The sequence below is a fragment of the Micromonospora wenchangensis genome (assembly GCF_002210435.1).
In the GTDB taxonomy this organism is placed as follows: Bacteria; Actinomycetota; Actinomycetes; order Mycobacteriales; family Micromonosporaceae; genus Micromonospora; species Micromonospora wenchangensis.
The window spans coordinates 27,124-46,972 of sequence record NZ_MZMV01000029.1 but is presented as its reverse complement, the minus strand read 5'-3'; the positions used below and the strand labels follow the sequence as shown (position 1 = coordinate 46,972).

Annotated in this window: 19 protein-coding genes; 12 read left to right on the top strand and 7 right to left on the bottom strand. The window is 72.6% G+C overall.

Annotated elements, in window-relative coordinates; all coding sequences use genetic code 11:
• Positions 1 to 16: 16 nt before the first annotated feature.
• Positions 17 to 1,861, bottom strand: a complete 1,845-nt coding sequence (recQ, locus tag B5D80_RS18075) for a DNA helicase RecQ (protein WP_088645058.1) — start codon at positions 1,859 to 1,861, stop codon at positions 17 to 19.
• A gap of 125 nt (positions 1,862 to 1,986) precedes the next feature.
• Between recQ and B5D80_RS18070 the strand changes: the two genes are divergently transcribed.
• The 9 genes from B5D80_RS18070 (at position 1,987) to B5D80_RS18030 (ending at position 9,807) form a co-directional block, all read left to right on the top strand.
• Positions 1,987 to 2,472 carry a hypothetical protein gene (locus B5D80_RS18070; RefSeq protein ID WP_088645057.1) on the top strand — a complete coding sequence of 162 codons (486 nt, stop codon included), beginning with the start codon at positions 1,987 to 1,989 and terminating at the stop codon, positions 2,470 to 2,472.
• Between the two features lie 269 nt (positions 2,473 to 2,741).
• Positions 2,742 to 3,653: an RNase adapter RapZ gene (gene rapZ / locus B5D80_RS18065; protein ID WP_088645056.1), complete on the top strand. Its 912-nt coding sequence runs from the start codon at positions 2,742 to 2,744 to the stop codon at positions 3,651 to 3,653.
• Positions 3,650 to 4,612 (top strand): gluconeogenesis factor YvcK family protein, encoded by a 963-nt coding sequence (locus B5D80_RS18060; protein ID WP_088645055.1) that lies wholly within the window; start codon positions 3,650 to 3,652, stop codon positions 4,610 to 4,612. The genes rapZ and B5D80_RS18060 overlap by 4 nt, the downstream gene beginning before the upstream one ends.
• Before the next feature lie 54 nt (positions 4,613 to 4,666).
• Complete coding sequence (gene whiA, locus B5D80_RS18055; RefSeq protein ID WP_067304387.1) at positions 4,667 to 5,647, top strand: DNA-binding protein WhiA; 981 nt, start codon at positions 4,667 to 4,669, stop codon at positions 5,645 to 5,647.
• A gap of 339 nt (positions 5,648 to 5,986) precedes the next feature.
• Entirely contained in the window at positions 5,987 to 6,991 is a 1,005-nt protein-coding gene (gene gap, locus B5D80_RS18050) for a type I glyceraldehyde-3-phosphate dehydrogenase (protein WP_088645054.1), read from the top strand.
• Positions 6,988 to 8,193 (top strand): phosphoglycerate kinase, encoded by a 1,206-nt coding sequence (locus B5D80_RS18045; RefSeq protein ID WP_211291563.1) that lies wholly within the window; start codon positions 6,988 to 6,990, stop codon positions 8,191 to 8,193. Before gap ends, B5D80_RS18045 begins: the two co-directional genes overlap by 4 nt.
• On the top strand, positions 8,193 to 8,984 hold the full coding sequence (tpiA, locus tag B5D80_RS18040; RefSeq protein ID WP_088645053.1) for a triose-phosphate isomerase: 792 nt from the start codon (positions 8,193 to 8,195) through the stop codon (positions 8,982 to 8,984). Before B5D80_RS18045 ends, tpiA begins: the two co-directional genes overlap by 1 nt.
• Before the next feature lie 95 nt (positions 8,985 to 9,079).
• Complete coding sequence (gene secG / locus B5D80_RS18035) at positions 9,080 to 9,340, top strand: preprotein translocase subunit SecG (protein WP_088645052.1); 261 nt, start codon at positions 9,080 to 9,082, stop codon at positions 9,338 to 9,340.
• Positions 9,341 to 9,462: 122 nt separating this feature from the next.
• Positions 9,463 to 9,807, top strand: a complete 345-nt coding sequence (locus B5D80_RS18030; protein WP_088645051.1) for an RNA polymerase-binding protein RbpA — start codon at positions 9,463 to 9,465, stop codon at positions 9,805 to 9,807.
• 43 nt (positions 9,808 to 9,850) lie between these two features.
• On the opposite strand, the gene pgl is transcribed toward B5D80_RS18030, so the two are convergent.
• The 6 genes from pgl to tkt form a co-directional block, all read right to left on the bottom strand.
• Positions 9,851 to 10,621, bottom strand: a complete 771-nt coding sequence (gene pgl / locus B5D80_RS18025) for a 6-phosphogluconolactonase (RefSeq protein WP_088645094.1) — start codon at positions 10,619 to 10,621, stop codon at positions 9,851 to 9,853.
• A gap of 168 nt (positions 10,622 to 10,789) precedes the next feature.
• Complete coding sequence (locus B5D80_RS18020) at positions 10,790 to 11,806, bottom strand: glucose-6-phosphate dehydrogenase assembly protein OpcA (protein WP_088645050.1); 1,017 nt, start codon at positions 11,804 to 11,806, stop codon at positions 10,790 to 10,792.
• Between the two features lie 46 nt (positions 11,807 to 11,852).
• On the bottom strand, positions 11,853 to 13,394 hold the full coding sequence (zwf, locus tag B5D80_RS18015; RefSeq protein WP_088645093.1) for a glucose-6-phosphate dehydrogenase: 1,542 nt from the start codon (positions 13,392 to 13,394) through the stop codon (positions 11,853 to 11,855).
• Between the two features lie 11 nt (positions 13,395 to 13,405).
• The gene (locus tag B5D80_RS18010; RefSeq protein ID WP_088645049.1) at positions 13,406 to 13,633 is read right to left on the bottom strand and encodes a hypothetical protein; all 228 of its coding nucleotides are present in this window, start codon (positions 13,631 to 13,633) and stop codon (positions 13,406 to 13,408) included.
• Between the two features lie 72 nt (positions 13,634 to 13,705).
• Entirely contained in the window at positions 13,706 to 14,884 is a 1,179-nt protein-coding gene (gene tal, locus B5D80_RS18005) for a transaldolase (protein ID WP_088645092.1), read from the bottom strand.
• A 16-nt stretch (positions 14,885 to 14,900) separates the two neighbouring features.
• Entirely contained in the window at positions 14,901 to 17,030 is a 2,130-nt protein-coding gene (gene tkt / locus B5D80_RS18000) for a transketolase (RefSeq protein WP_088645048.1), read from the bottom strand.
• Between the two features lie 264 nt (positions 17,031 to 17,294).
• Between tkt and B5D80_RS17995 the strand changes: the two genes are divergently transcribed.
• From B5D80_RS17995 to B5D80_RS17985, 3 genes are all read left to right on the top strand, one after another.
• The gene (locus B5D80_RS17995) at positions 17,295 to 18,254 is read left to right on the top strand and encodes a heme o synthase (RefSeq protein ID WP_088645047.1); all 960 of its coding nucleotides are present in this window, start codon (positions 17,295 to 17,297) and stop codon (positions 18,252 to 18,254) included.
• A 335-nt stretch (positions 18,255 to 18,589) separates the two neighbouring features.
• Entirely contained in the window at positions 18,590 to 18,922 is a 333-nt protein-coding gene (locus tag B5D80_RS17990; RefSeq protein ID WP_088645046.1) for a hypothetical protein, read from the top strand.
• A complete protein-coding gene (locus B5D80_RS17985; protein ID WP_088645091.1) occupies positions 18,919 to 19,845 on the top strand; it encodes an ATP-grasp domain-containing protein in 927 nt (308 codons plus the stop codon). Before B5D80_RS17990 ends, B5D80_RS17985 begins: the two co-directional genes overlap by 4 nt.
• The last annotated feature ends 4 nt before the right edge of the window (positions 19,846 to 19,849 follow it).

Genomic DNA, 19,849 nt, shown 5'->3' with positions numbered 1-19,849 from the left:
GATCACGGAGGGGCGGTCAGGGTTGGTCGGCGAGGACCGCGAGGATGGACTCGCCGTACTTGGCCAGCTTGTTCTCGCCGACGCCGCTGATCCTCGACAGCTCGGCCAGCGAGGTGGGGGCGTCGGTGGCGATCTGCCGCAGCGTCGCGTCGTGGAAGATCACGTACGCGGGCACGCCCTGTTCCTTGGCGGTGGCTGCCCGCCAGGCCCGCAGCCGCTCGAACAGCGAACCGGCCGTCGGGGACAACTCGGCGACCACGGTGGCCGCGCCGCGTGGCTTCGCCGACCGGGTCGAGGCCACCTTCTCCGGCTCCCGCCGCATGGTCACCGTGCGGCGGCGACCCAGCACCTCCGCGCTGGCCTCGGTGAGCGCCAGCGTGCCGTAGTCACCCTCGACCGCCAGCAGCCCCTCGGCGAGCAACTGCCGGACCACCCCGCGCCACTCCGCCTCGCGCAGCTCGGTGCCGATGCCGAAGGTGCTCAGCGCGTCGTGGCCGTACTGGCTGATCTTGTCGTTCTGCTTGCCGAGCAGGATGTCGACGCAGTGCCCGGCCCCGAAGCGCTGGTTGCGTTCCCGGTCCAGCCGGTAGACGGTGGACAGCAGCTTCTGCGCGGCCACCGTGCCGTCCCAGGTCTCCGGCGGGGTCAGGCAGGTGTCGCAGTTGCCGCAGTCGGCCGTGCCGGACTGGCCGAAGTATTCGAGCAGCTGCACCCGGCGGCAGCGGACCGTCTCGCAGAGCGCCAGCATCGCGTCCAGGTGAGTGGCGAGGTTACGCCGGTGGGCCAGGTCGCCGTCCGACGTCTCGATCATCTTGCGTTGCTGCACCACGTCCTGCAGGCCATAGGCGAGCCAGGCGGTCGACGGCAACCCGTCCCGGCCGGCCCGGCCGGTCTCCTGGTAGTAGCCCTCCACCGACTTGGGCAGGTCGAGGTGGGCCACGAACCGGACGTCCGGCTTGTCGATGCCCATCCCGAAGGCGATCGTGGCGACCATGACCAGGCCGTCCTCACGCAGGAACCGCTGCTGGTTGGCGGCGCGGGTGCCCGCGTCCAGGCCGGCGTGGTAGGGCAGCGCGGCGATCCCGTTGGCGACCAGGAACTCGGCGGTCTTGTCCACCGAGGCCCGGGACAGGCAGTAGACGATGCCGGCGTCGCCCGGGTGCTCGTCGCGCAGCAGGGCCAGCAACTGCTTGCGCGGCTCCTTCTTGGGCACGATCCGGTACTGGATGTTGGGCCGGTCGAAGCTCGCCACGAAGTGCTTCGCCTCGGTGAGCTGGAGCCGGGTGGCGATCTCGGCCCGGGTGGCGCTGGTGGCGGTCGCGGTCAACGCGATCCGGGGCACCGCCGGCCAGCGTTCGTGCAGCATCGACAGGGCCAGGTAGTCGGGGCGGAAGTCGTGCCCCCACTGGGACACGCAGTGCGCCTCGTCGATGGCGAACAGGCCGATCCGCCCCCGGTCGAGCAGCTGCTGCACGCCCCGGGTGCCCAACGCCTCCGGGGCGAGGTAGAGCAGGTCCAGCTCGCCGGCGACGAACGCCTGCTCGACCGCGCGCCGGGCCGCGTAGTCCTGGGTGGAGTTGAGGAAACCGGCGCGGACGCCGACCGCCGTCAGCGCGTCCACCTGGTCCTGCATGAGGGCGATCAGCGGGGAGACGACCACCGCGACGCCGTCGCGGACCAGCGCCGGGACCTGGTAGCACAGCGACTTGCCGCCACCGGTGGGCATCAGCACCAGCGCGTCCCCGCCGGCCACCACGTGGTCGATGACCTCCTGCTGGAAGCCCCGGAAGGCGTCGTAGCCGAAGACCCGGCGGAGCACGTCGAGGGCGTCGGAGGCGCGCAGCTCGGTGGGGGAGACCATCCGGGGAGTCTACGGACCCGCCCCGACACCGCGGTTCACGACGCCCCCGCGCCGTTCCTCCCCCGCAGGGCACCGGACGCCGCCCTGACGTCACCGGCGTCGATCCGCTGCGGTTGGATGGCCCGATGGCGGTACGCATCGACATCGACGCGCTCCGGGACGCGGCCGGGGCCGACGTCTGCGCAGCGGCGGACGAACTGACGGTCGCCGGCCAGCCGGCGGAGATCGACCCGGTCGGCGGCGGGGTGACCGGGGTGATCCACGAGGCGGGACAACCGCCGTGCGAGGTCTGGGTGGGGGTCACGGCGGACGGCTTCACCGCCGAGTGCGACTGCGCCGCCGACACCGACCTGTGCGCGCACGCCGTGGCCCTCACCGCCGCCGCCCTGGCCGACGGCTTCGCGTGGTCCTCGACGGCCACCCCCCGGTCGGATACGGCGGTCGACCCCCGGGTCGCGGAGCTGACCGTGCTCGCGCGTGCTCTGCCCGCGCGCCGGCTGGCGGCGCTGGTCGCCGAGTGGGCGGCCACGGACCCGGGGTGGGAGAGCGCGCTGCGGGCACAGGCCGGCCACTCCGCGTCCCGCGCCACCGCCGACCACGACGGCAGCTAGGCGACCGGGCCGCCCCCGCCGGGGCGCGCTGGCGGCGACCCGCGTCTGCCGTTCGGCGGTATGCCTGTCGGTCATGAATATGACCCACAGGCATACCGCTGTGCGGCAGGTGGTGCTCCGGACGCTGGTCGAACGCCGGGTCGGACCCACCGGGCAACCCGCCGCCGGACGTGCCGGGATCGACGCCGCCCGCCGGGATAGAGTCGTCGACTGACCCTGTGCGGTACGGGGCCCCCGGGGGCCCGCCGCCACGAAGCGGGAGCGGTGGGATGGTCGAGGCGCGGACAACCGGCGGGTACGTCGAGGGCGGCACGGCGGAGTCGGACACCACGCTGGTGGTCGTCACCGGCCTGTCCGGAGGTGGCCGCAGCACCGTCGCCCGCGCCCTGGAGAACGTCGGCTACTACGTGGTGGACAACCTGCCGCAGGCGCTGATGCTGGACATGGCCGAGCTGGCGATGAAGGCCGGCGGGGCGGCCCGGCGTACCGCGATGGTGCTGGACGTCCGCTCGCGGGCCTTCTCCACCGACCTGGCCGGGGCGATCCGGGAGCTCAAGGAGCGCGGCTTCTCGCCCCGGGTGGTCTTCGTCGACGCCGACGACGAGGTGCTGATCCGGCGGTTCGAGAGCGTCCGCCGCTCGCACCCGTTGCAGGGTGAGGGGCGACTCGCCGACGGGATCGCCGTCGAGCGGGAGCTGCTGGAGGAGGCCCGGGACCAGGCCGATGTGATCATCGACACCAGTCACCTCAACGTCAACCAGCTCCGTCGTCGGGTCGAGGAGCTGTTCGGCGGGGAGGACGCCCGTCGGCTGCGGCTCACCGTGCTCTCCTTCGGCTTCAAGTACGGCCTGCCGCCGGACGCCGATTTCGTGCTCGACGCCCGGTTCCTGCCGAATCCGTACTGGGTGCCCGAGCTGCGGGAGCACACCGGGCGGGAGGCGGCGGTCAGCGCGTACGTGCTCGGCCAGGAGGGCGCGGACGCCTTCGTCGCCTCGTACGCCGAGCTGGTCAACGCCACCACCGCCGGGTTCGAGCGGGAGGGCAAGCGGTACCTGACCGTCGCCGTCGGCTGCACCGGCGGCAAGCACCGCAGCGTGGCGATCGCCGAGGAGTTGGCCGAGCGGCTGCGCCAGTCGGGGCTGGCCGCCAACGCGCAGCACCGGGACCTGGGGCGGGAATGACGGCGACGTCGGTGGTCGCCTTCGGCGGGGGACACGGCCTGTCCGCCTCGCTGCGGGCGCTGCGACACTGCGCCGGGGAACTCGAACTGGACATCACCGCCGTGGTCACCGTCGGCGACGACGGCGGCTCCAGTGGCCGGCTGCGTGCCGAGCGCGGCGGGCTGCCCCCGGGTGACCTGCGGCAGGCCCTGGTGGCGCTGGCCGGGGACCATCCGGCCACCCGCCGCAGCGCCGGGCTGTTCCAGCACCGGTTCGCCGGCGACCCCCGCGACGGGCTGGCCGGTCACGCGGTGGGCAACCTGGTGCTCTGCGGCCTGATGGAGCAGCTCGGCGACCCGGTGGCCGCGCTCGCGCACGCCGGGGCGATGCTCGGCGCGGTCGGCCGGGTGCTGCCGATGTCCGCCCAGCCGGTGGACATCGAGGCCCGGGTCCGCGGGACCGACCCGGCCCACCCCGACGAGGTCCGCACGGTGCGCGGCCAGCGCCACGTGGCGGTGACCACCGGCACGGTGGAGGCGCTGCGGATCACCCCGGACGCCCCGGTGGCCTGCGCGGAGGCGGTGGCCGCGGTCGGCGGGGCGGACTGGTTGATCTTCGGGCCGGGGAGCTGGTACACCAGCGTCCTGCCGCACCTGCTGGTGCCGGGGCTGGCCGAGGCGATCGTGACCAGCCCGGCCCGGCGGCTGGTCACCCTCAACCTGGCCGCCGAGCAGGAGACCCTGGGGCTCTCGGTGGCCGACCACCTGGCCGCCCTGCGCTGGTACCTTCCGCAGCTCACCGTGGACTACGTGGTGGCCGACTCCAAGGCGGTGGGTGATCCCGAACCGGTCGGGCGTGCGGCAGAATCGCTTGGTGCCCGGTTGGTCCTCGCCCCGGTCGCCGTCGACGACGGCACACCCCGTCACGATCCGGCCGCCCTGGCTGCGGCACTGGTGCCTGTCCTGGGCGCCGATCGTTAAGCACGTACGTAATCACCGGCGACACGCCGGTACCGGTCCGTGAGGGGGCGCACAATGGCGATGACGGCTGCGGTCAAGGACGAGCTGAGCCGGGTCGACGTGCCCAAGCCCTGCTGCCGGCGGGCGGAGATGGCCGCGCTGCTGCGGTTCGCCGGTGGGCTGCACATCGTCTCCGGTCGGGTGGTGGTGGAGGCCGAGCTGGACACCGGGGCGGTGGCCCGTCGGCTGCGCCGGGAGATCGCCGAGGTGTACGGCTATCCCAGCGAGATCCACGTGCTCGCCTCCGGTGGGCTGCGCAAGGGCAGCCACTTCATCGTCCGGGTGGTCAAGGACGGCGAGGCGCTGGCCCGGCAGACCGGCCTGCTCGACGTCCGGGGCCGCCCGGTACGCGGGCTGCCGCCGCACGTGGTGGCGGCGAACGTCTGCTGCGCGGTGTCGGCCTGGCGGGGCGCGTTCATGGCGCACGGCTCGCTGACCGAGCCGGGCCGCTCCAGTGCGTTGGAGATCACCTGCCCGGGTCCGGAGTCGGCGTTGGCCCTGGTCGGCGCGGCCCGCCGGATCGGCATCACCGCCAAGAACCGGGAGGTGCGCGGGGTGGACCGGGTGGTGGTCAAGGACGGTGACGCGATCGCCGCGCTGCTCACCCGGATCGGCGCCCACTCCAGCGTGCTGGCCTGGGAGGAGCGTCGGGTCCGCCGCGAGGTGCGGGCCACCGCCAACCGGCTGGCGAACTTCGACGACGCCAACCTGCGCCGCTCGGCGCGGGCCGCGGTGGCCGCCGCCGCCCGGGTCACCCGGGCGCTGGAGATCCTCGCCGACGACGCCCCGAACCACCTCACCTCGGCCGGTCAGCTCCGGTTGGAGCACCGGCAGGCGTCGCTGGAGGAGTTGGGCGCGCTGGCCGACCCGCCGTTGACCAAGGACGCGATCGCCGGGCGGATCCGCCGGCTGCTGGCGCTGGCCGACAAACGGGCCCGTGACCTGGGCATCCCGGATACCGAAGCGGCAGTCACGCCGGACATGCTCGTGGTCTGATAGGACGGTGGGCCGCCATCCCGCGGGCGCGTGCGAGGCACGGGCCGGCGGGCGTGACGTGCCCCGGGTCGGGTGGGTGGGGCGTGCCGTGCCGTCGACCCGACGGGGTCACCACCCGCCGCATCGCGGCGGGGCACGCTCGGATAGGGTCGATGGGTACGGCAAGGGGGCCGGCACAGGCACTCCTCGCCGTGCACGCCGCCTCGGGCGGTCAGGTCCTCCCAGACCGTGGCGGGGTGGCCGAGACGAATCGTCAACGGCCGGCTCACCGGCCGGCGCACACACCTCCGCCGGCCCGGTTCTGACGTCGGCGGACCAGAACGCGAGGAGATGGGACCTGTGACCATCCGGGTTGGCATCAACGGCTTCGGCCGCATCGGCCGTAACTTCTTCCGGGCCGTGCTGGCGTCCGGCGCCGACATCGAGGTCGTCGCCGTGAACGACCTGACCGACAACGCGACGCTCGCCCACCTGCTCAAGTACGACAGCATCCTCGGTCGCCTGCCGCACGAGGTCAAGGCCACCGCCGACGAGATCACCGTCGGTGGCAAGACCATCAAGGCGTTCGCCGAGAAGGACCCGGCGAAGCTGGCGTGGGGCGACGCCGGTGCGGACGTCGTCATCGAGTCCACCGGCTTCTTCACCGACGGCACCAAGGCCAAGGCGCACATCGACGGTGGGGCCAAGAAGGTCATCATCTCCGCCCCGGCGAAGAACGAGGACGTCACGGTCGTCATGGGCGTGAACCACGACCAGTACGACCCGGCCAAGCACACCATCATCTCCAACGCGTCGTGCACCACGAACTGCCTGGCCCCGATGGCGAAGGTCCTGCAGGACACCTTCGGCATCGAGAAGGGCCTGATGACCACGATCCACGCGTACACCCAGGACCAGAACCTCCAGGACGCGCCGCACAAGGACCTGCGTCGCGCCCGTGCCGCCGCGCTGAACATCGTCCCCACCTCGACCGGCGCCGCCAAGGCGATCGGGCTGGTGCTGCCGGTGCTCAAGGGCAAGCTGGACGGTTACGCGCTGCGGGTGCCGATCCCGACCGGCTCGGCCACCGACCTGACCGTCGAGGTCGGCCGGGAGACCAGCGTGGACGAGGTCAACGCCGCGATCAAGGCCGCCGCGGACGGCCCGCTCAAGGGCATCCTGGTCTACAACGAGGACCCGATCGTCTCCGCCGACATCGTCACCGACCCGGCGTCGTGCATCTTCGACGCGCCGCTGACCAAGGTCATCGGCAACCAGGTCAAGGTCGTCGGCTGGTACGACAACGAGTGGGGCTACTCCAACCGGCTCGTCGACCTGGTCAAGCTGGTGGGTTCCTCGCTGTGAGTGCGAGCATCCGCAACCTCGACGACCTGCTCGCCGAGGGGGTGTCGGGTCGGCGCGTGCTGGTGCGCGCCGACCTGAACGTCCCGCTCGACAAACAGACCGGGGAGATCACCGACGACGGCCGCATCCGGGCCGTGCTGCCCACCCTGGGCGCGCTCGTGCAGGCCGGGGCGAAGGTCGTGGTCTGCTCGCACCTGGGTCGCCCGAAGGGTGCCCCGGACCCGCAGTACAGCCTCCGCCCGGTCGCCGGGCGGCTCGGTGAGCTGCTCGACGCGCCTGTGCACTTCGCCACCGACACCGTCGGCGAGTCCGCCCGCGCCACCGTGGACGCGCTGGCCGACGGCCAGGTGGCCCTGCTGGAGAACCTCCGCTTCAACAAGGGGGAGACCAGCAAGGACGACACCGAGCGGGGGGCCTTCGCCGACCAGCTCGCCGCGTTCGGCGAGGCGTACGTGGACGACGCGTTCGGCGCGGTGCACCGCAAGCACGCCAGTGTCCACGACGTACCGGCCCGGCTGCCGCACGTGGCGGGCCGGCTGGTGCTGCGTGAGGTGGAGGTGCTGTCCCGGTTGACCGGCGAGCCGGAGCGCCCGTACGTGGTGGTGCTCGGCGGTTCCAAGGTCTCCGACAAGCTGGCGGTCATCGAGGCGCTGCTGCCGAAGGTCGACCGGCTGCTCATCGGCGGCGGGATGTGCTTCACCTTCCTCAAGGCCCAGGGCCACGAGGTGGGCACCTCGCTGCTGGAGGAGGAGATGGTCGAGACCTGCGGCAACCTCCTGTCCCGCGCCGAGGGCAAGATCCTGCTCCCGGTGGACGTGGTGGCGGCCGACGCCTTCGCCCCGGACGCCGCGCACGACACGGTGCCCGCCGACGGCATCCCCAGCCACCGGCTCGGCCTGGACATCGGCCCGGAGACGGTGGCCGGCTTCACCGCCGCGCTGTCCCAGGCGAAGACGGTCTTCTGGAACGGCCCGATGGGCGTGTTCGAGATGCCGGCCTTCGCGAACGGCACCCGGGGTGTCGCCGAGGCGATCACCAAGACCGACGCGTTCACCGTGGTCGGTGGCGGTGACTCCGCTGCGGCGGTGCGGGCCCTCGGGTTGGACGAGTCGTCGTTCGGGCACATCTCGACCGGTGGCGGCGCCTCCCTGGAGTACCTGGAGGGCAAGACCCTCCCCGGCATCGCGGCCCTGGAGAACTGATGGCGAGCGTCACCCGCCGGCCGCTGATGGCCGGCAACTGGAAGATGAACCTCAACCACCTCGAGGCCAACCTGCTGGTGCAGAAGCTGGCCGCGAGCCTCACCGAGCAGCAGCTCACCGCCGTCGAGACGGTGGTCCTGCCGCCCTTCACCGACCTGCGCACCGTGCAGACCGCGGTGGACGGCGACAAGCTGCTCATCGGCTACGGCGGGCAGGACCTCTCGCCGTACCAGTCCGGCGCGTACACCGGGGACATCTCCGGGGCGATGCTGGCCAAGCTGGGCTGCACCTACGTGGCGGTCGGGCACTCGGAGCGGCGGCAGTACCACTACGAGGACGACGCGATCGTCAACGCGAAGGTGGCCGCGGCGCTGGCCAACGGGCTCACCCCGATCCTCTGCATCGGTGAGGGCCTGGAGATCCGCGAGCAGCTGCGGCACGTCCCGCACTGCTGCGACCAGCTCGACGGCGCCCTGAAGGGGCTCACCGCCGAGCAGGTCACCAAGGTCGTGGTCGCGTACGAGCCGGTCTGGGCGATCGGCACCGGCAAGACGGCCACCCCCGAGGACGCCCAGGAGGTCTGCGGGGAGGTCCGCAAGCGGCTGGTCGAGACCTACGACCAGGGCACCGCCGACCAGGTCCGGATCCTCTACGGCGGCTCGGTGAAGTCGTCCAACGTCGCATCGATCATGTCCCAGCCGGACGTGGACGGGGCGCTGGTGGGCGGGGCCAGCCTCGACGCCGAGGAGTTCGCGAAGATCTGCCGCTTCCCGGAGCACACGGTCGCCTGATCGCTCGCTATTCTTGACTCCGCCCGTCCACCGGTCGGTGCCGCCGTGCCCGATCTGTCCGGGCGAGGATCGTAACGAGAGGACTGACCCCAGCCATGCCGATCTGGTTCGCATACACGTTGATCGTGTTGCTGGTCATCACGAGCGTTCTGCTCACCATGCTCATCCTGCTGCACCGCGGTAAGGGCGGCGGGCTGTCGAGCATGTTCGGCGGCGGGGTCAGCTCCAGCCTGGCCGGCTCGTCGGTGGCCGAGAAGAACCTGGACCGCTACACCGTCCTGGTGAGCATCGTCTGGTTCGCCTGCATCGTCGGGCTCGGCCTCTGGCTCCGGCTCCAGCTCAACAGCGGGTCCTGAGCGACACGATCAGGTCGTACAATCTGCGCGCGGTCCGTCACGGACCGCGCGCAGTTGTTTTCTCCGCCACGTCGTCCACCGCCAGCCTCAGGCGGTGGTCCCCTCCGACGACAGGAGCGAGTGTGCCCAGTGGCAACGTCATCCGCGGTTCCCGGATCGGATCGGGGCCGGAACGCCCCACCGAACGGTACGAGCCGGCCCCCCGCCGCGCGGTCACCTACTGGTGCCGCAACGACCACGTCACCGAGATCCGGTTGGCGTTGGACGCCGAGGAACCGGCCGTCTGGGACTGTCCGCGCTGCGGCCTGCCCGCCGGTCAGGACGCCCAGAACCCGCCCGGACGTACCCGTCCCGAGCCCTACAAGACCCACCTGGCGTACGTGAAGGAACGGCGTACCCCGGAGGAGGGGGAGGCGCTGCTGGCCGAGGCGTTGGCCGCGCTGCGCCGCCGACGCGGCCGGGAGTGACCGCCCCGGCGGCGTGAGCCGACCGGCGGGGGACCGCCCGTGCTCAGCGCAGGCTGCGCAGCCGGGCCGGCACGTCGGCCGCCGCCGCCCGGTCGAGCAGCCACAGGGTGCGCGAGACGCCCTGCACCCCGGCCGCCGGGAGCTGCTTCGGGCCGGCCCCGGCCAGCGCCATCCCCACCGCCCGTGCCTTGTCGGCCCCGCTGGCGACCAGCCAGACCTCCTCGGCGGTGTTGATCGCCGGTAGGGTGAGGGTGGTCCGCACCGGCGGCGGCTTCGGGCTGCCCCGCACCGCGCTGACCGGCCGGGTGTCGTGGTGCACCGGGTGCTCGGGGAAGACCGACGCCACGTGCCCGTCCTCACCGACGCCCAGCATCAGCACGTCGAAGTGGGGTAGCGCGGCGTGGCCGGGCCGGGCCGCGCGGGCCAGTTCCTCGGCGTACGCGGCGGCGCCGGCCTCCGGGTCGTCGCCGGTCGGGCCGTCGGTGGCCGGCATCGGGTGCACCCGGGCCGGGTCCAGCGGCATCGCGTCCAGCAGCGCGGCGCGGGCCTGCGTCTCGTTGCGCTCCGGGTCGCCCGCCGGCAGGAACCGCTCGTCGCCCCACCAGACGTCCACCCGGGACCAGTCGACGGCGTCGTGGGCGGGCAGCGCGCCCACCGCCCGGTAGACCGCCGCGGCGATCCGTCCCCCGGTCAGCACGATCGACGCCGCACCCCGCTCCGCCTGCGCGTCGAGCAGCTTCACCACCAGCCGGGCCGCCACCGCCTGCGCCAGCAGGTCGGCGTCGGCGTGCACGGCGACACTCGCCTCACTCATGTTGGCCTTTCCTGACCGCGCGACGCGGTCCTGCTCGTCGGGGCGGAACCGGTCGGCCCGCCGGGTGCCGGTGTCACCGGGGATCTCGTCGTGCCGGGTCGCCCGCCGTGGGCGGGCGGGCACCGTACGCCGGTGGGCGGCCCCGCAGGACCGCCCACCGGCGTACGGTCAGGATGCCGTGCTGGTGCCGGTGTGCGCGCTGACGCCCGCCTCCGCCCGCCGCGCGGTGGCCGGGTCCTTCCAGACGTGCACCCGCTGCGCCGGACGCTGCTCCAGGCCGGACAGGCCGGCCGCCGCGCCCAACGCCTCGGCGTACACCTGGTCGGTGTCGAGCCGGCGCAGTTCCTCGGCCAGCTCGTCGCCGAGCGGCCGCCGCACCAGCGGCAGCACCCGGTCGTCCTGGCCGGTACGCCGGAAGGTCGCCAGGCTGTCGTCCCGGGTCAGCGTCAGCTCGTCGCCGTTTTCGCAGCGCAGCTGCACCTGACGCATCCTGGGGTGGTCGTCGGTGTGCTGCCACTGCGGGTCGATGCCGAGCCGGGCGGCCAGCCAACCCCGCATCAGCGCCGCCGTCGGGTCGGTCCGCGGGGCCACCACCGTCGCCTCGGTGACCCGCGCCTCGGTGGTGTCGAACGCCCCGGCGACCAGGGTGCGCCACGGGGTGATCCGGGTCCACGCCAGGTCGGTGTCGCCGGGGGCGTAGTCCCGGGCCCGTTCCCGCAGCGCCTCGATCGGGTCGACGGCCTGCGCGCAGTCGGTGATCCGCCGGTCGGCGACCACCCCGAGGAAGTCGGTGGCGATCTCCGCCGGTGGTTCGCCGTGCCACCAGGTGACCACCGGCACGTCCGGCACCAGCAGCGGCATCACCACCGACTCGGCGTGCAGGGCGAGCCGGCCGTACATCCGGGTCACCACCGCCTCGCACGGGCCCAGCCGGCCGCCGACGACGATCTCCGCGTCCAACCTGTTGCGTTCCCGCTCCACGTCGGCGCGGACGACGACGAGCAGCCGGCACGGGTGCGCGGCGGCGGCGATGGTGGCCGCCGCCTCCGCGTCCCGGACCCGCTTCTCGTCGACCACGACGATCAGGGTGAGCGCCATCCCGCTGGCCACCCCGCCCGCGCTGCGCCGCTCGGCGGCGAGCGCCTTGACCACCTCGTTGCCGGTGGTGTCCCACAGCCCGATCACTGGTGCCTCCCGGTCCGCCCGCTGTGCCTGCTACCTGCCTGCCCGTTCACGCCCGCCGCCAGGCGCGGCCCTCGCGGGCCAGCATCTCGTCGGCGGCCCGGGGGCCCCACTCGCCGGACCGGTACGGCTCCGGCTTGGTGCCCTCCCAGGCGTGCTCCAGCGGGTCCACCACCGCCCAGCTCTGCTCCACCTCGGCGGCGTCCGGGAAGAGCGTCCGGTCGCCGATCAGCACGTCCAGCACCAGCCGCTCGTACGCCTCGGGGCTGGACTCGGTGAACGCCTCGCCGTACTGGAAGTCCATCGCGATGTCGCGGACCTCCATCGTGGTGCCCGGCACCTTGGAGCCGAACTTGAGCACCACGCCCTCGTCCGGCTGCACCCGGATGACGAGCTGGTTGGGGCCGAGGGACTCCATGTCGGCGGCGTTGAACGGCAGGTGCGGCGCCTTCTTGAACATGATGGCGACCTCGGTGACCCGCCGGGGCAGCCGCTTGCCCGCCCGGATGTAGAACGGCACCCCGGCCCAGCGCCGGTTCTGGATGCCCAGCTCCACGGCGACGTACGTCTCGGTGTTCGAGTCGGCGGGGACGCCCTCCTCGTCGAGGTAGCCGACGGCCCGCTGGCCGCCCACCCAGCCGGGCAGGTACTGGCCGCGTACGGTGCCCCGGGCGACGTCCTTCGGCAGGGTGATCGCCTTGAGCACCTTCAGCTTCTCGGCCCGGATCTCGTCGGCGTCGAAGCTGGTGGGCTCCTCCATGGCGACCAGGGCGAGCAGCTGGAGCAGGTGGTTCTGGAGCACGTCGCGGGCGGTGCCGACCGAGTCGTAGAAGCCGGCCCGGGTGCCGATGCCGACGTCCTCGGCCATGGTGATCTGCACCGAGTCGACGTACTTGGAGTTCCACAGCGGCTCGAACAGGTTGTTGGCGAACCGCAGGGCGAGGATGTTCTGGACCGTCTCCTTACCCAGGTAGTGGTCGATCCGGAAGACGTCCTGCCTGGTGAACACGTCGTCGACCAGGTCGTTGAGTTCCTTCGCCGAGGGCAGGTCGTTGCCGAACGGCTTCTCCACCACCACCCGCCGCCAGCCGCCGCACTTCTCGTTGTCGGCCATCCCGGTGCGGGCCAGTTGCTTGAGCACCACCGGGAAGGCCGTCGGGGGGATGGAGAAGTAGAACGCGGCGTTGCCGTGGATGCCGTGGCTGTCGCGCAGCTGGTTGAGTGTCGCGGCGAGCCTGTCGAAGGCGGCGTCGTCGTCGAACGAGCCACCGACGAACTTGATGTTGCCGGCCAGCCGGCCCCACACCTCCTCGCGCCACGGTGTCCGGGCGTGCTGCTTGGCCGACTCGTGGGCCAGCGCCTCGAAGTCGCCGTCGCCCCAGTCGCGGCGGGCGAAGCCCAGCACCACGAAACCGGGGGGCAGCAGGCCCCGGTTGGCCAGGTCGTAAACCGCCGGCAGCAGCTTCTTGCGCGCCAGGTCACCGGTCACCCCGAAGATCACCAGGGCGCACGGCTCCGGGATCCGGGGGAGTCGTCGGTCCTGCGCGTCGCGCAGCGGATTCACGCCGCCTCCTCGCTCCGTGTGGTCCATGTCGTCCATCGTCACGCCCGCCATCGTCCGATCGCATCCAGCAGCCGGGCCGGCCCGGCCGGCCTGTCGGTCAGGTACGGCGGTGGCACCGGCCCGGGTCGGCGGGCCGGTGCCACCGGGCCGCCCCGCGCACGCGGGGCGGCCCGTACGGCGGCGGGCGCGGTCGATGCGACCGCGTCCGCCCCGTGCACCGCGAGACCGGCGGCGGCATCGGCCGGGCCGGTCAACAGGTCACTCACATCGCCACCCCGTCGGGGTGCCGGCGTGGGGCGTCGCGGGGACCGGCCCCGCGACGCGTCCGACGCCGTTGGTCACGCGTTCCCGCCGGCCCGCTGGGCCGCCTCGGCGTTGCCCTTGGCGGCCTCGTTCGGGGCGCCGGTGCCCCGTGCCGCGGCGGCCAGCGACTTGCGGACGCCGTCGAGCAGCTCGCTCCAGCTCGCCTCGAACTTCTCCACGCCCTCCCGCTCCAGGGTGGCGATCACGTCGTCCACGTCGATGCCGACGCCGGCCAGGTCGGCGAAGACCTGCCGGGCGGCGTCGTACGCGCCGGTGATGGTGTCGCCCCGGGTCTCCCCGTGCTCGGCGTACGCCGTGACGACCGACTCGGGCATCGTGTTGACGGTGCCCGGCGCGATCAGCTCCTCGACGTAGATCACGTCGCGGTAGTCCGGGTTCTTGGTCGAGGTCGACGCCCACAGCGGGCGCTGCGGGTGCGCGCCGGCGTCGGCGAGGGCCTGCCACCGGTCGGAGGAGAAGACCTCGGTGTAGCGCTCGTAGGCGAGCTGGGCGTTGGCCACGGCGGCCTTGCCGCGCAGCGCCTTGGCCTCCGCGGAGCCGATCTTGTCCAGCCTCTTGTCGATCTCGGAGTCGACCCGGGAGACGAAGAACGAGGCCACCGAGCCGATGGTGGACAGGTCGTGGCCGTTGGCCTTCGCCTGCTCCAGGCCGGCGAGGAACGCCTCCATCACCGCCGAGTAGCGGTCCAGCCCGAAGATCAGGGTCACGTTGACGCTGATCCCCTCGGCCAGGGTCGCGGTGATCGCCGCCAGCCCCTCCTCGGTCGCCGGGATCTTGATGAACAGGTTCGGCCGGTCCACCAGCCACCACAGCGCCTTGGCCTCGGCGACCGTCTTGTCGGTGTCGTGGGCGACCCGGGGGTCGACCTCGATGGAGACCCGGCCGTCGACACCGGCGCTGCCGTCGTACGACGGGCGCATCACGTCGCACGCCCAGCGCACGTCGTAGGTGGTGAGCATCCGGACGGCCTCTTCGACCTCGATGCCCCGGGTGGCGAGGTCCTTGAGCTGCCAGTTGTACTCGTCGGCGTCGCTGAGCGCCTTGGCGAAGATGGTCGGGTTGGTGGTCACCCCGGCCACGTGCTGCTCGCGGCGGAGCCGGTCCAGCCCGCCGGAGCTCAGTCGTACCCGGGAAAGGTCGTCGAGCCAGACCGCCACTCCGGCGGCGGTGAGGTCACCCAGTCTGTCCGTCATGTCGTCCACGCTCCCCTCAGTTGCCGGTCGTGAAACCGGTGATGTCGCCCACCCGGGTCAGCGCCGCGTGCGCGGCGGCGACGATCCGGTCGGGGGTGAAGCCGAACTGCTCGAACAGCACGGTGTGCGGGGCGCTGGCCCCGTAGTGCTCCAGGCTGACGCTCTCGCCCAGGTCACCGACGATGCCCCGCCAGGACATCCCGATCCCGGCCTCGACGCTCACCCGGGCCTGCACCCCGCGCGGCAGCACCGACTCGCGGTACGCCTCGTCCTGCTCGTAGAACCACTCCTGGCAGGGCATCGAGACGACCCGGGTGGGGGTGCCGTCGGCCTCCAGCCGCTCCCGGGCGGTGAGGCAGAGCTGCACCTCGGAACCGGTGCCCACGATGATCACCTGCGGCTTGCCGTTCGACGCCTCGGCCAGCACGTAGCCGCCCTTGGCGGTGCCCTCCGCGCCCGCGTAGGTCTCCCGGTCCAGGGTGGGCAGCGGCTGCCGGCTCAGCGCCAGCGCGGTCGGCCGGTCGGTGTGCTCCAGCGCCTGCCGCCACGCCCAGGCGGTCTCGTTGGCGTCGGCGGGCCGGACCACGTCCAGGCCGGGGATGGCGCGCAGCGCGGTCAGGTGCTCCACCGGCTGGTGGGTCGGGCCGTCCTCGCCGAGGCCGATCGAGTCGTGCGTCCAGACGTACGTCACCGGCAGCTTCATCAGGGCGGCGAGCCGCACCGAGGGGCGCATGTAGTCGCTGAACACCAGGAAGGTGCCGCCGTACGGGCGGGTGCCGCCGTGCAGGGCGATGCCGTTGAGGATCGCGCCCATGGCGTGCTCACGGATGCCGAAGTGCAGCGTGCGGCCGTACTCGTGGCCGGGGAAGTCCTTGGTGGCGTGGGCGGCCGGGATGAACGACGGCTCGCCCTTCATGGTGGTGTTGTTGCTCTCGGCCAGGTCGGCCGAGCCGCCCCACAGCTCCGGCAGCACCGGGGCGAGCGCCTCCAGCACCTTGCCGGAGGCGGCCCGGGTGGCCACGCCCTTGGCGTCGGCGGGGAAGACCGGCAGCGCGTCCGTCCAGCCCTGCGGCAGCACCCGGCCGGCGAGCCGGTCGTAGAGCGCCTTGCGCTCCGGGTTGGCCTGCGCCCAGCCGTCGAACTCGCCGGTCCACGCCTGCTCGTCCTCGCCGCCGCGGGTCAGCACCCCCCGGGCGTGCGCGAGCACCTCCTCGTCGACCTGGAAGCTCTGCTGCGGGTCGAAGCCGAGGATCTCCTTGGTGGCCTTCACCTCGTCGGCGCCGAGCGCCGAACCGTGGATCTTGCCGGTGTTCTTCTTGTTGGGCGCGGGCCAGCCGATGATGGTGCGCAGCGCGATGAACGAGGGACGGCCGGTCTCGGCCTTCGCCGCCAGCAGCGCCTGGTAGAGCGCCTCGACGTCCTCGTGGTAGTCGCCCTGGTCGGCGTCGCCGGCCCGCCAGTCGACGGTCTGCACGTGCCAGCCGTACGCCGCGTAGCGGGCCGCCACGTCCTCGCTCTTGGCGATGCGGGTGTCGTCCTCGATGGAGATCTCGTTGTCGTCGTAGATCAGCGTGAGGTTGCCCAGCTGCTGGTGGCCGGCCAGGGCGCTCGCCTCGTGGCTGATGCCCTCCTCGATGTCGCCGTCGGAGGCGATGCACCAGATCTGGTGGTCGAAGACCGACTGCCCCGGCTCGCTCTCCGGGTCGAACAGGCCCCGCTCGCGGCGGGCCGCCATCGCCATGCCCACCGCGTTGCCCAGGCCCTGACCGAGCGGGCCGGTGGTGGTCTCGACCCCGGGGGTGTGGCCGTGCTCCGGGTGGCCCGGGGTGAGCGAGCCCCACTGCCGCAGCGACTTCAGGTCGTCCAGGCTCAGCGGGTAGCCGGAGAGGAAGAGCTGGATGTAGAGCGTGAGGCTGGAGTGCCCGGCGGACAGGACGAACCGGTCCCGGCCGGGCCAGTTCGGGTCGGCCGGATTGTGCCGCATCACCCGGTTGAACAGCAGGTACGCCGCGGGCGCGAGGCTCATCGCGGTGCCGGGGTGGCCGTTGCCGGATTTCTCCACGGCATCCATGGCCAGGACGCGGACGGTGTCGACGGCCCGGCGGTCGAGGTCGGTCCAGTTGAGTGCGGGTCGGTTGGCAGCCACTATGGTTGTGCTCCTCGGCAGATGGGCGGAACCCTCACTGGTGACCCTATCGAGCGGGTCTAAACGTCCGCCCGGGGATCTCAGCAGGCAGTTACGTACGGGCCGGCCGGATCGTTCGGTCACCCGTCAGGTGTGACGGCCCGCACCGTTGTCGGGTCGCCCGGGCAGCGAAAACGACGACGCGTAGTGTGTGGTGCGGTGTGTGGGCCCCGACGGGGTCCCGCCGAACCGACTTCCCCTGCCGACGCCGGAAGGTGGCAATCCGTGAGCATGATCACCGAGCGCCCCGTCAGCAACTCTGCCGGGCAGCCGCCGGTGCGCACGGTGGGCGGGCGGCCGACGGCCCGTCGGCGGGACGTCCGGGCGGTGGTGTCGGCGTACGTGACGCTCACCAAGCCGCGCATCGTGGAGTTGCTGCTGGTGACCACGGTGCCGGCGATGATGCTCGCCGAGGGCGGCCTGCCGTCGCTGTGGCTGATGGCCGTGGTGCTGGTCGGCGGATCCCTGGCCGCGGGCGCGGCGAGCGTGCTCAACTGCTACATCGACCGGGACATCGACCAGTTGATGCGGCGCACCAAGCGGCGTCCGCTGCCGGCGCACACCGTGTCGCCCCGCAGCGCCCTGGTCTTCGGTCTGGTGCTGGCGGCGGTGTCGCTCGCGCTGATGGCGACGTTCACCAACCTGCTGGCCACCGCGCTGACGCTGGCCGCGATCGTCTACTACGACCTGGTCTACACGCTCTGGCTCAAGCGCACCACGACGGCGAACACCTTCTGGGGCGGGGCCTGCGGGGCGGCACCGGTGCTGATCGGCTGGGCGGCGGTGACCGGGTCGCTGGCCCCGGCGGCCTGGGTGCTGTTCGCGGTGGTCTTCTTCTGGCAGATGCCGCACTTCTACCCGCTGGCGATGAAATACAAGGACGACTATGCCCGCGCCGGCATCCCGATGTTGCCGGTGGTGGCCTCGCCCCGGCGGGTCAACGCCGAGATCCTGATCTTCGCCTGGCTGACGGTGGCGACCTCGCTGGCGCTGTGGCCGCTGGGCATGAGCGCGGTCTACGGGGTGCCGACCGCCGTGGTGGGCGCCGTCTTCCTGGTCGAGGCGCACAGGCTCTGCCGGCGGGTGACCCGGGGCGAGCCGGTCAAGCCGATGCGGCTGTTCCACTGGTCGACGACCTACCTGACCATCGTGTTCGTCGCGGTGGCCCTCGACGCCCTGCTCTGAAACCGCGCCCCGTCCCGGCCTGCCGTGTCGACCGGCGGGGTGGTCCGCCCGGCCGGGTGCGGTCGTCGCGTGGGGGAGCGTCGCGGGCTGTGGGGACGATCCGACACGCCGGACCGGGTCGGGAATCCTGCCCGGATGGTGGGATTTTCTGCGGGCACGGCGAGGTGCCACAAGCTGGACACATCGGGGCGATATCGCCGGGATGTTATGCCCGCACTTATCCGACATGGTCGGACAATCCGCCCGCGCTTTCCGATAAACCCTCGGGTAATTGGTATCACAAATAGTTCATGATTCTCGCGCGTAGGGGTGGAAGTCTGCTTAGGCTTCGCGTCATGGCAGAAGGTTCCGATACGACGCTGACGGCCGAGCAGACCGCCGGAGCGGCCCCCACCGGGCTGGTCACGGGCATCCGGTCCTTCGCCGCCGCCCACGGCGGCGCGAAGGCGGTCATCGAGTACGTCGGCAAGCGTGGTGCCCGGATCGTCCTGGTGGGCACCGACGGCGCGTGGGGCGACCAGTTCGCCGAGGACACCGTGACCGCCCGGGAGGCGTGCGCCCAGGCGGGAGTCGCCGTCGAGAACGCCTGGGAGCGTGAGCTGATGGACCAGATGCGGCCGAGCAACGACCTGTGGCGGTCGATGGCCCGGCGCACCATGTCCCGTTGACCGACCACCCGACCCACCACCAGTCGACCCGGGGGAAACCCCGGGTCGCTCTCGTCACCTGCTCGCGTTTCGCCGACCTCTACCCCGACGACCGGCTCGTGCTCGCCCCGCTGGCGGCCCGGGGCGTCACCGTCGAGGCGGCCGTCTGGGACGACCCCCGGGTCGACTGGGCCGGCTACGACCTGGTGGTGCTCCGCTCGCCCTGGGACTACGCCCCGCGCCGCGACGAGTTCGTCGCCTGGGCCGGCACGGTGCCCACCCTGGTCAACCCCGCCGACGTGGTGCGGTGGAACACCGACAAGCGCTACCTCGGCGAACTCGCCGCCGCCGGGGTGCCCACCGTGCCGACCTCCTGGGTCGCGCCGGGCGACGACTGGGCTCCGCCGTCGACCCCCGGCCGGTACGTGGTGAAACCGACGGTCAGCGCCGGCAGCCTCGACACCGGCCGGTACGACCCCGCCGACCCGGCCCACCGGGACCTGGCCGTGGCCCACGTACGCCGGCTGACTGCCGCCGGCCGGACCGCGATGGTCCAGCCGTACCTGGACGCGGTGGACACCGCCGGGGAGACCGCCCTGCTCTTCGTGGCCGGCCCGGACGGCCTGACGTTCAGCCACGCCATCCGCAAGGGCGCCATGCTCGACGGCCCGGACCTGGGCGTCGAGGGGCTGTACCGGCCGGAGCGGATCGACGCGCGCACCCCCACCGGTGAGCAGTTGGCCGTCGCCGGGCGGGTGCTGGCCGAGGTCCCCGGTGGCCCGGGGCGGCTGCTCTACGCCCGGGTGGACCTGATCCCCGGCGCGGACGGCGCACCCGTGCTGATCGAGCTGGAGCTGACCGAGCCGTCGCTGTTCCTCGGCCACGCCGACGGTGCCGCCGGGCGGCTCGCCGACGCGGTGCTGGTCCACCTCGCCCGCCGCTGACCCG

What these genes read in the sequence shown, in the direction of transcription:
- recQ (WP_088645058.1), bottom strand. Translation starts at nt 1,861, where the DNA reads ATGGTCTCCCCCACCGAGCTGCGCGCCTCCGACGCCCTCGACGTGCTC.
- B5D80_RS18070 (WP_088645057.1), top strand. Translation starts at nt 1,987, where the DNA reads ATGGCGGTACGCATCGACATCGACGCGCTCCGGGACGCGGCCGGGGCC.
- rapZ (WP_088645056.1), top strand. Translation starts at nt 2,742, where the DNA reads ATGGTCGAGGCGCGGACAACCGGCGGGTACGTCGAGGGCGGCACGGCG.
- B5D80_RS18060 (WP_088645055.1), top strand. Translation starts at nt 3,650, where the DNA reads ATGACGGCGACGTCGGTGGTCGCCTTCGGCGGGGGACACGGCCTGTCC.
- whiA (WP_067304387.1), top strand. Translation starts at nt 4,667, where the DNA reads ATGGCGATGACGGCTGCGGTCAAGGACGAGCTGAGCCGGGTCGACGTG.
- tpiA (WP_088645053.1), top strand. Translation starts at nt 8,193, where the DNA reads ATGGCGAGCGTCACCCGCCGGCCGCTGATGGCCGGCAACTGGAAGATG.
- secG (WP_088645052.1), top strand. Translation starts at nt 9,080, where the DNA reads ATGCCGATCTGGTTCGCATACACGTTGATCGTGTTGCTGGTCATCACG.
- pgl (WP_088645094.1), bottom strand. Translation starts at nt 10,621, where the DNA reads ATGAGTGAGGCGAGTGTCGCCGTGCACGCCGACGCCGACCTGCTGGCG.
- zwf (WP_088645093.1), bottom strand. Translation starts at nt 13,394, where the DNA reads ATGGACCACACGGAGCGAGGAGGCGGCGTGAATCCGCTGCGCGACGCG.
- tal (WP_088645092.1), bottom strand. Translation starts at nt 14,884, where the DNA reads ATGACGGACAGACTGGGTGACCTCACCGCCGCCGGAGTGGCGGTCTGG.
- B5D80_RS17990 (WP_088645046.1), top strand. Translation starts at nt 18,590, where the DNA reads ATGGCAGAAGGTTCCGATACGACGCTGACGGCCGAGCAGACCGCCGGA.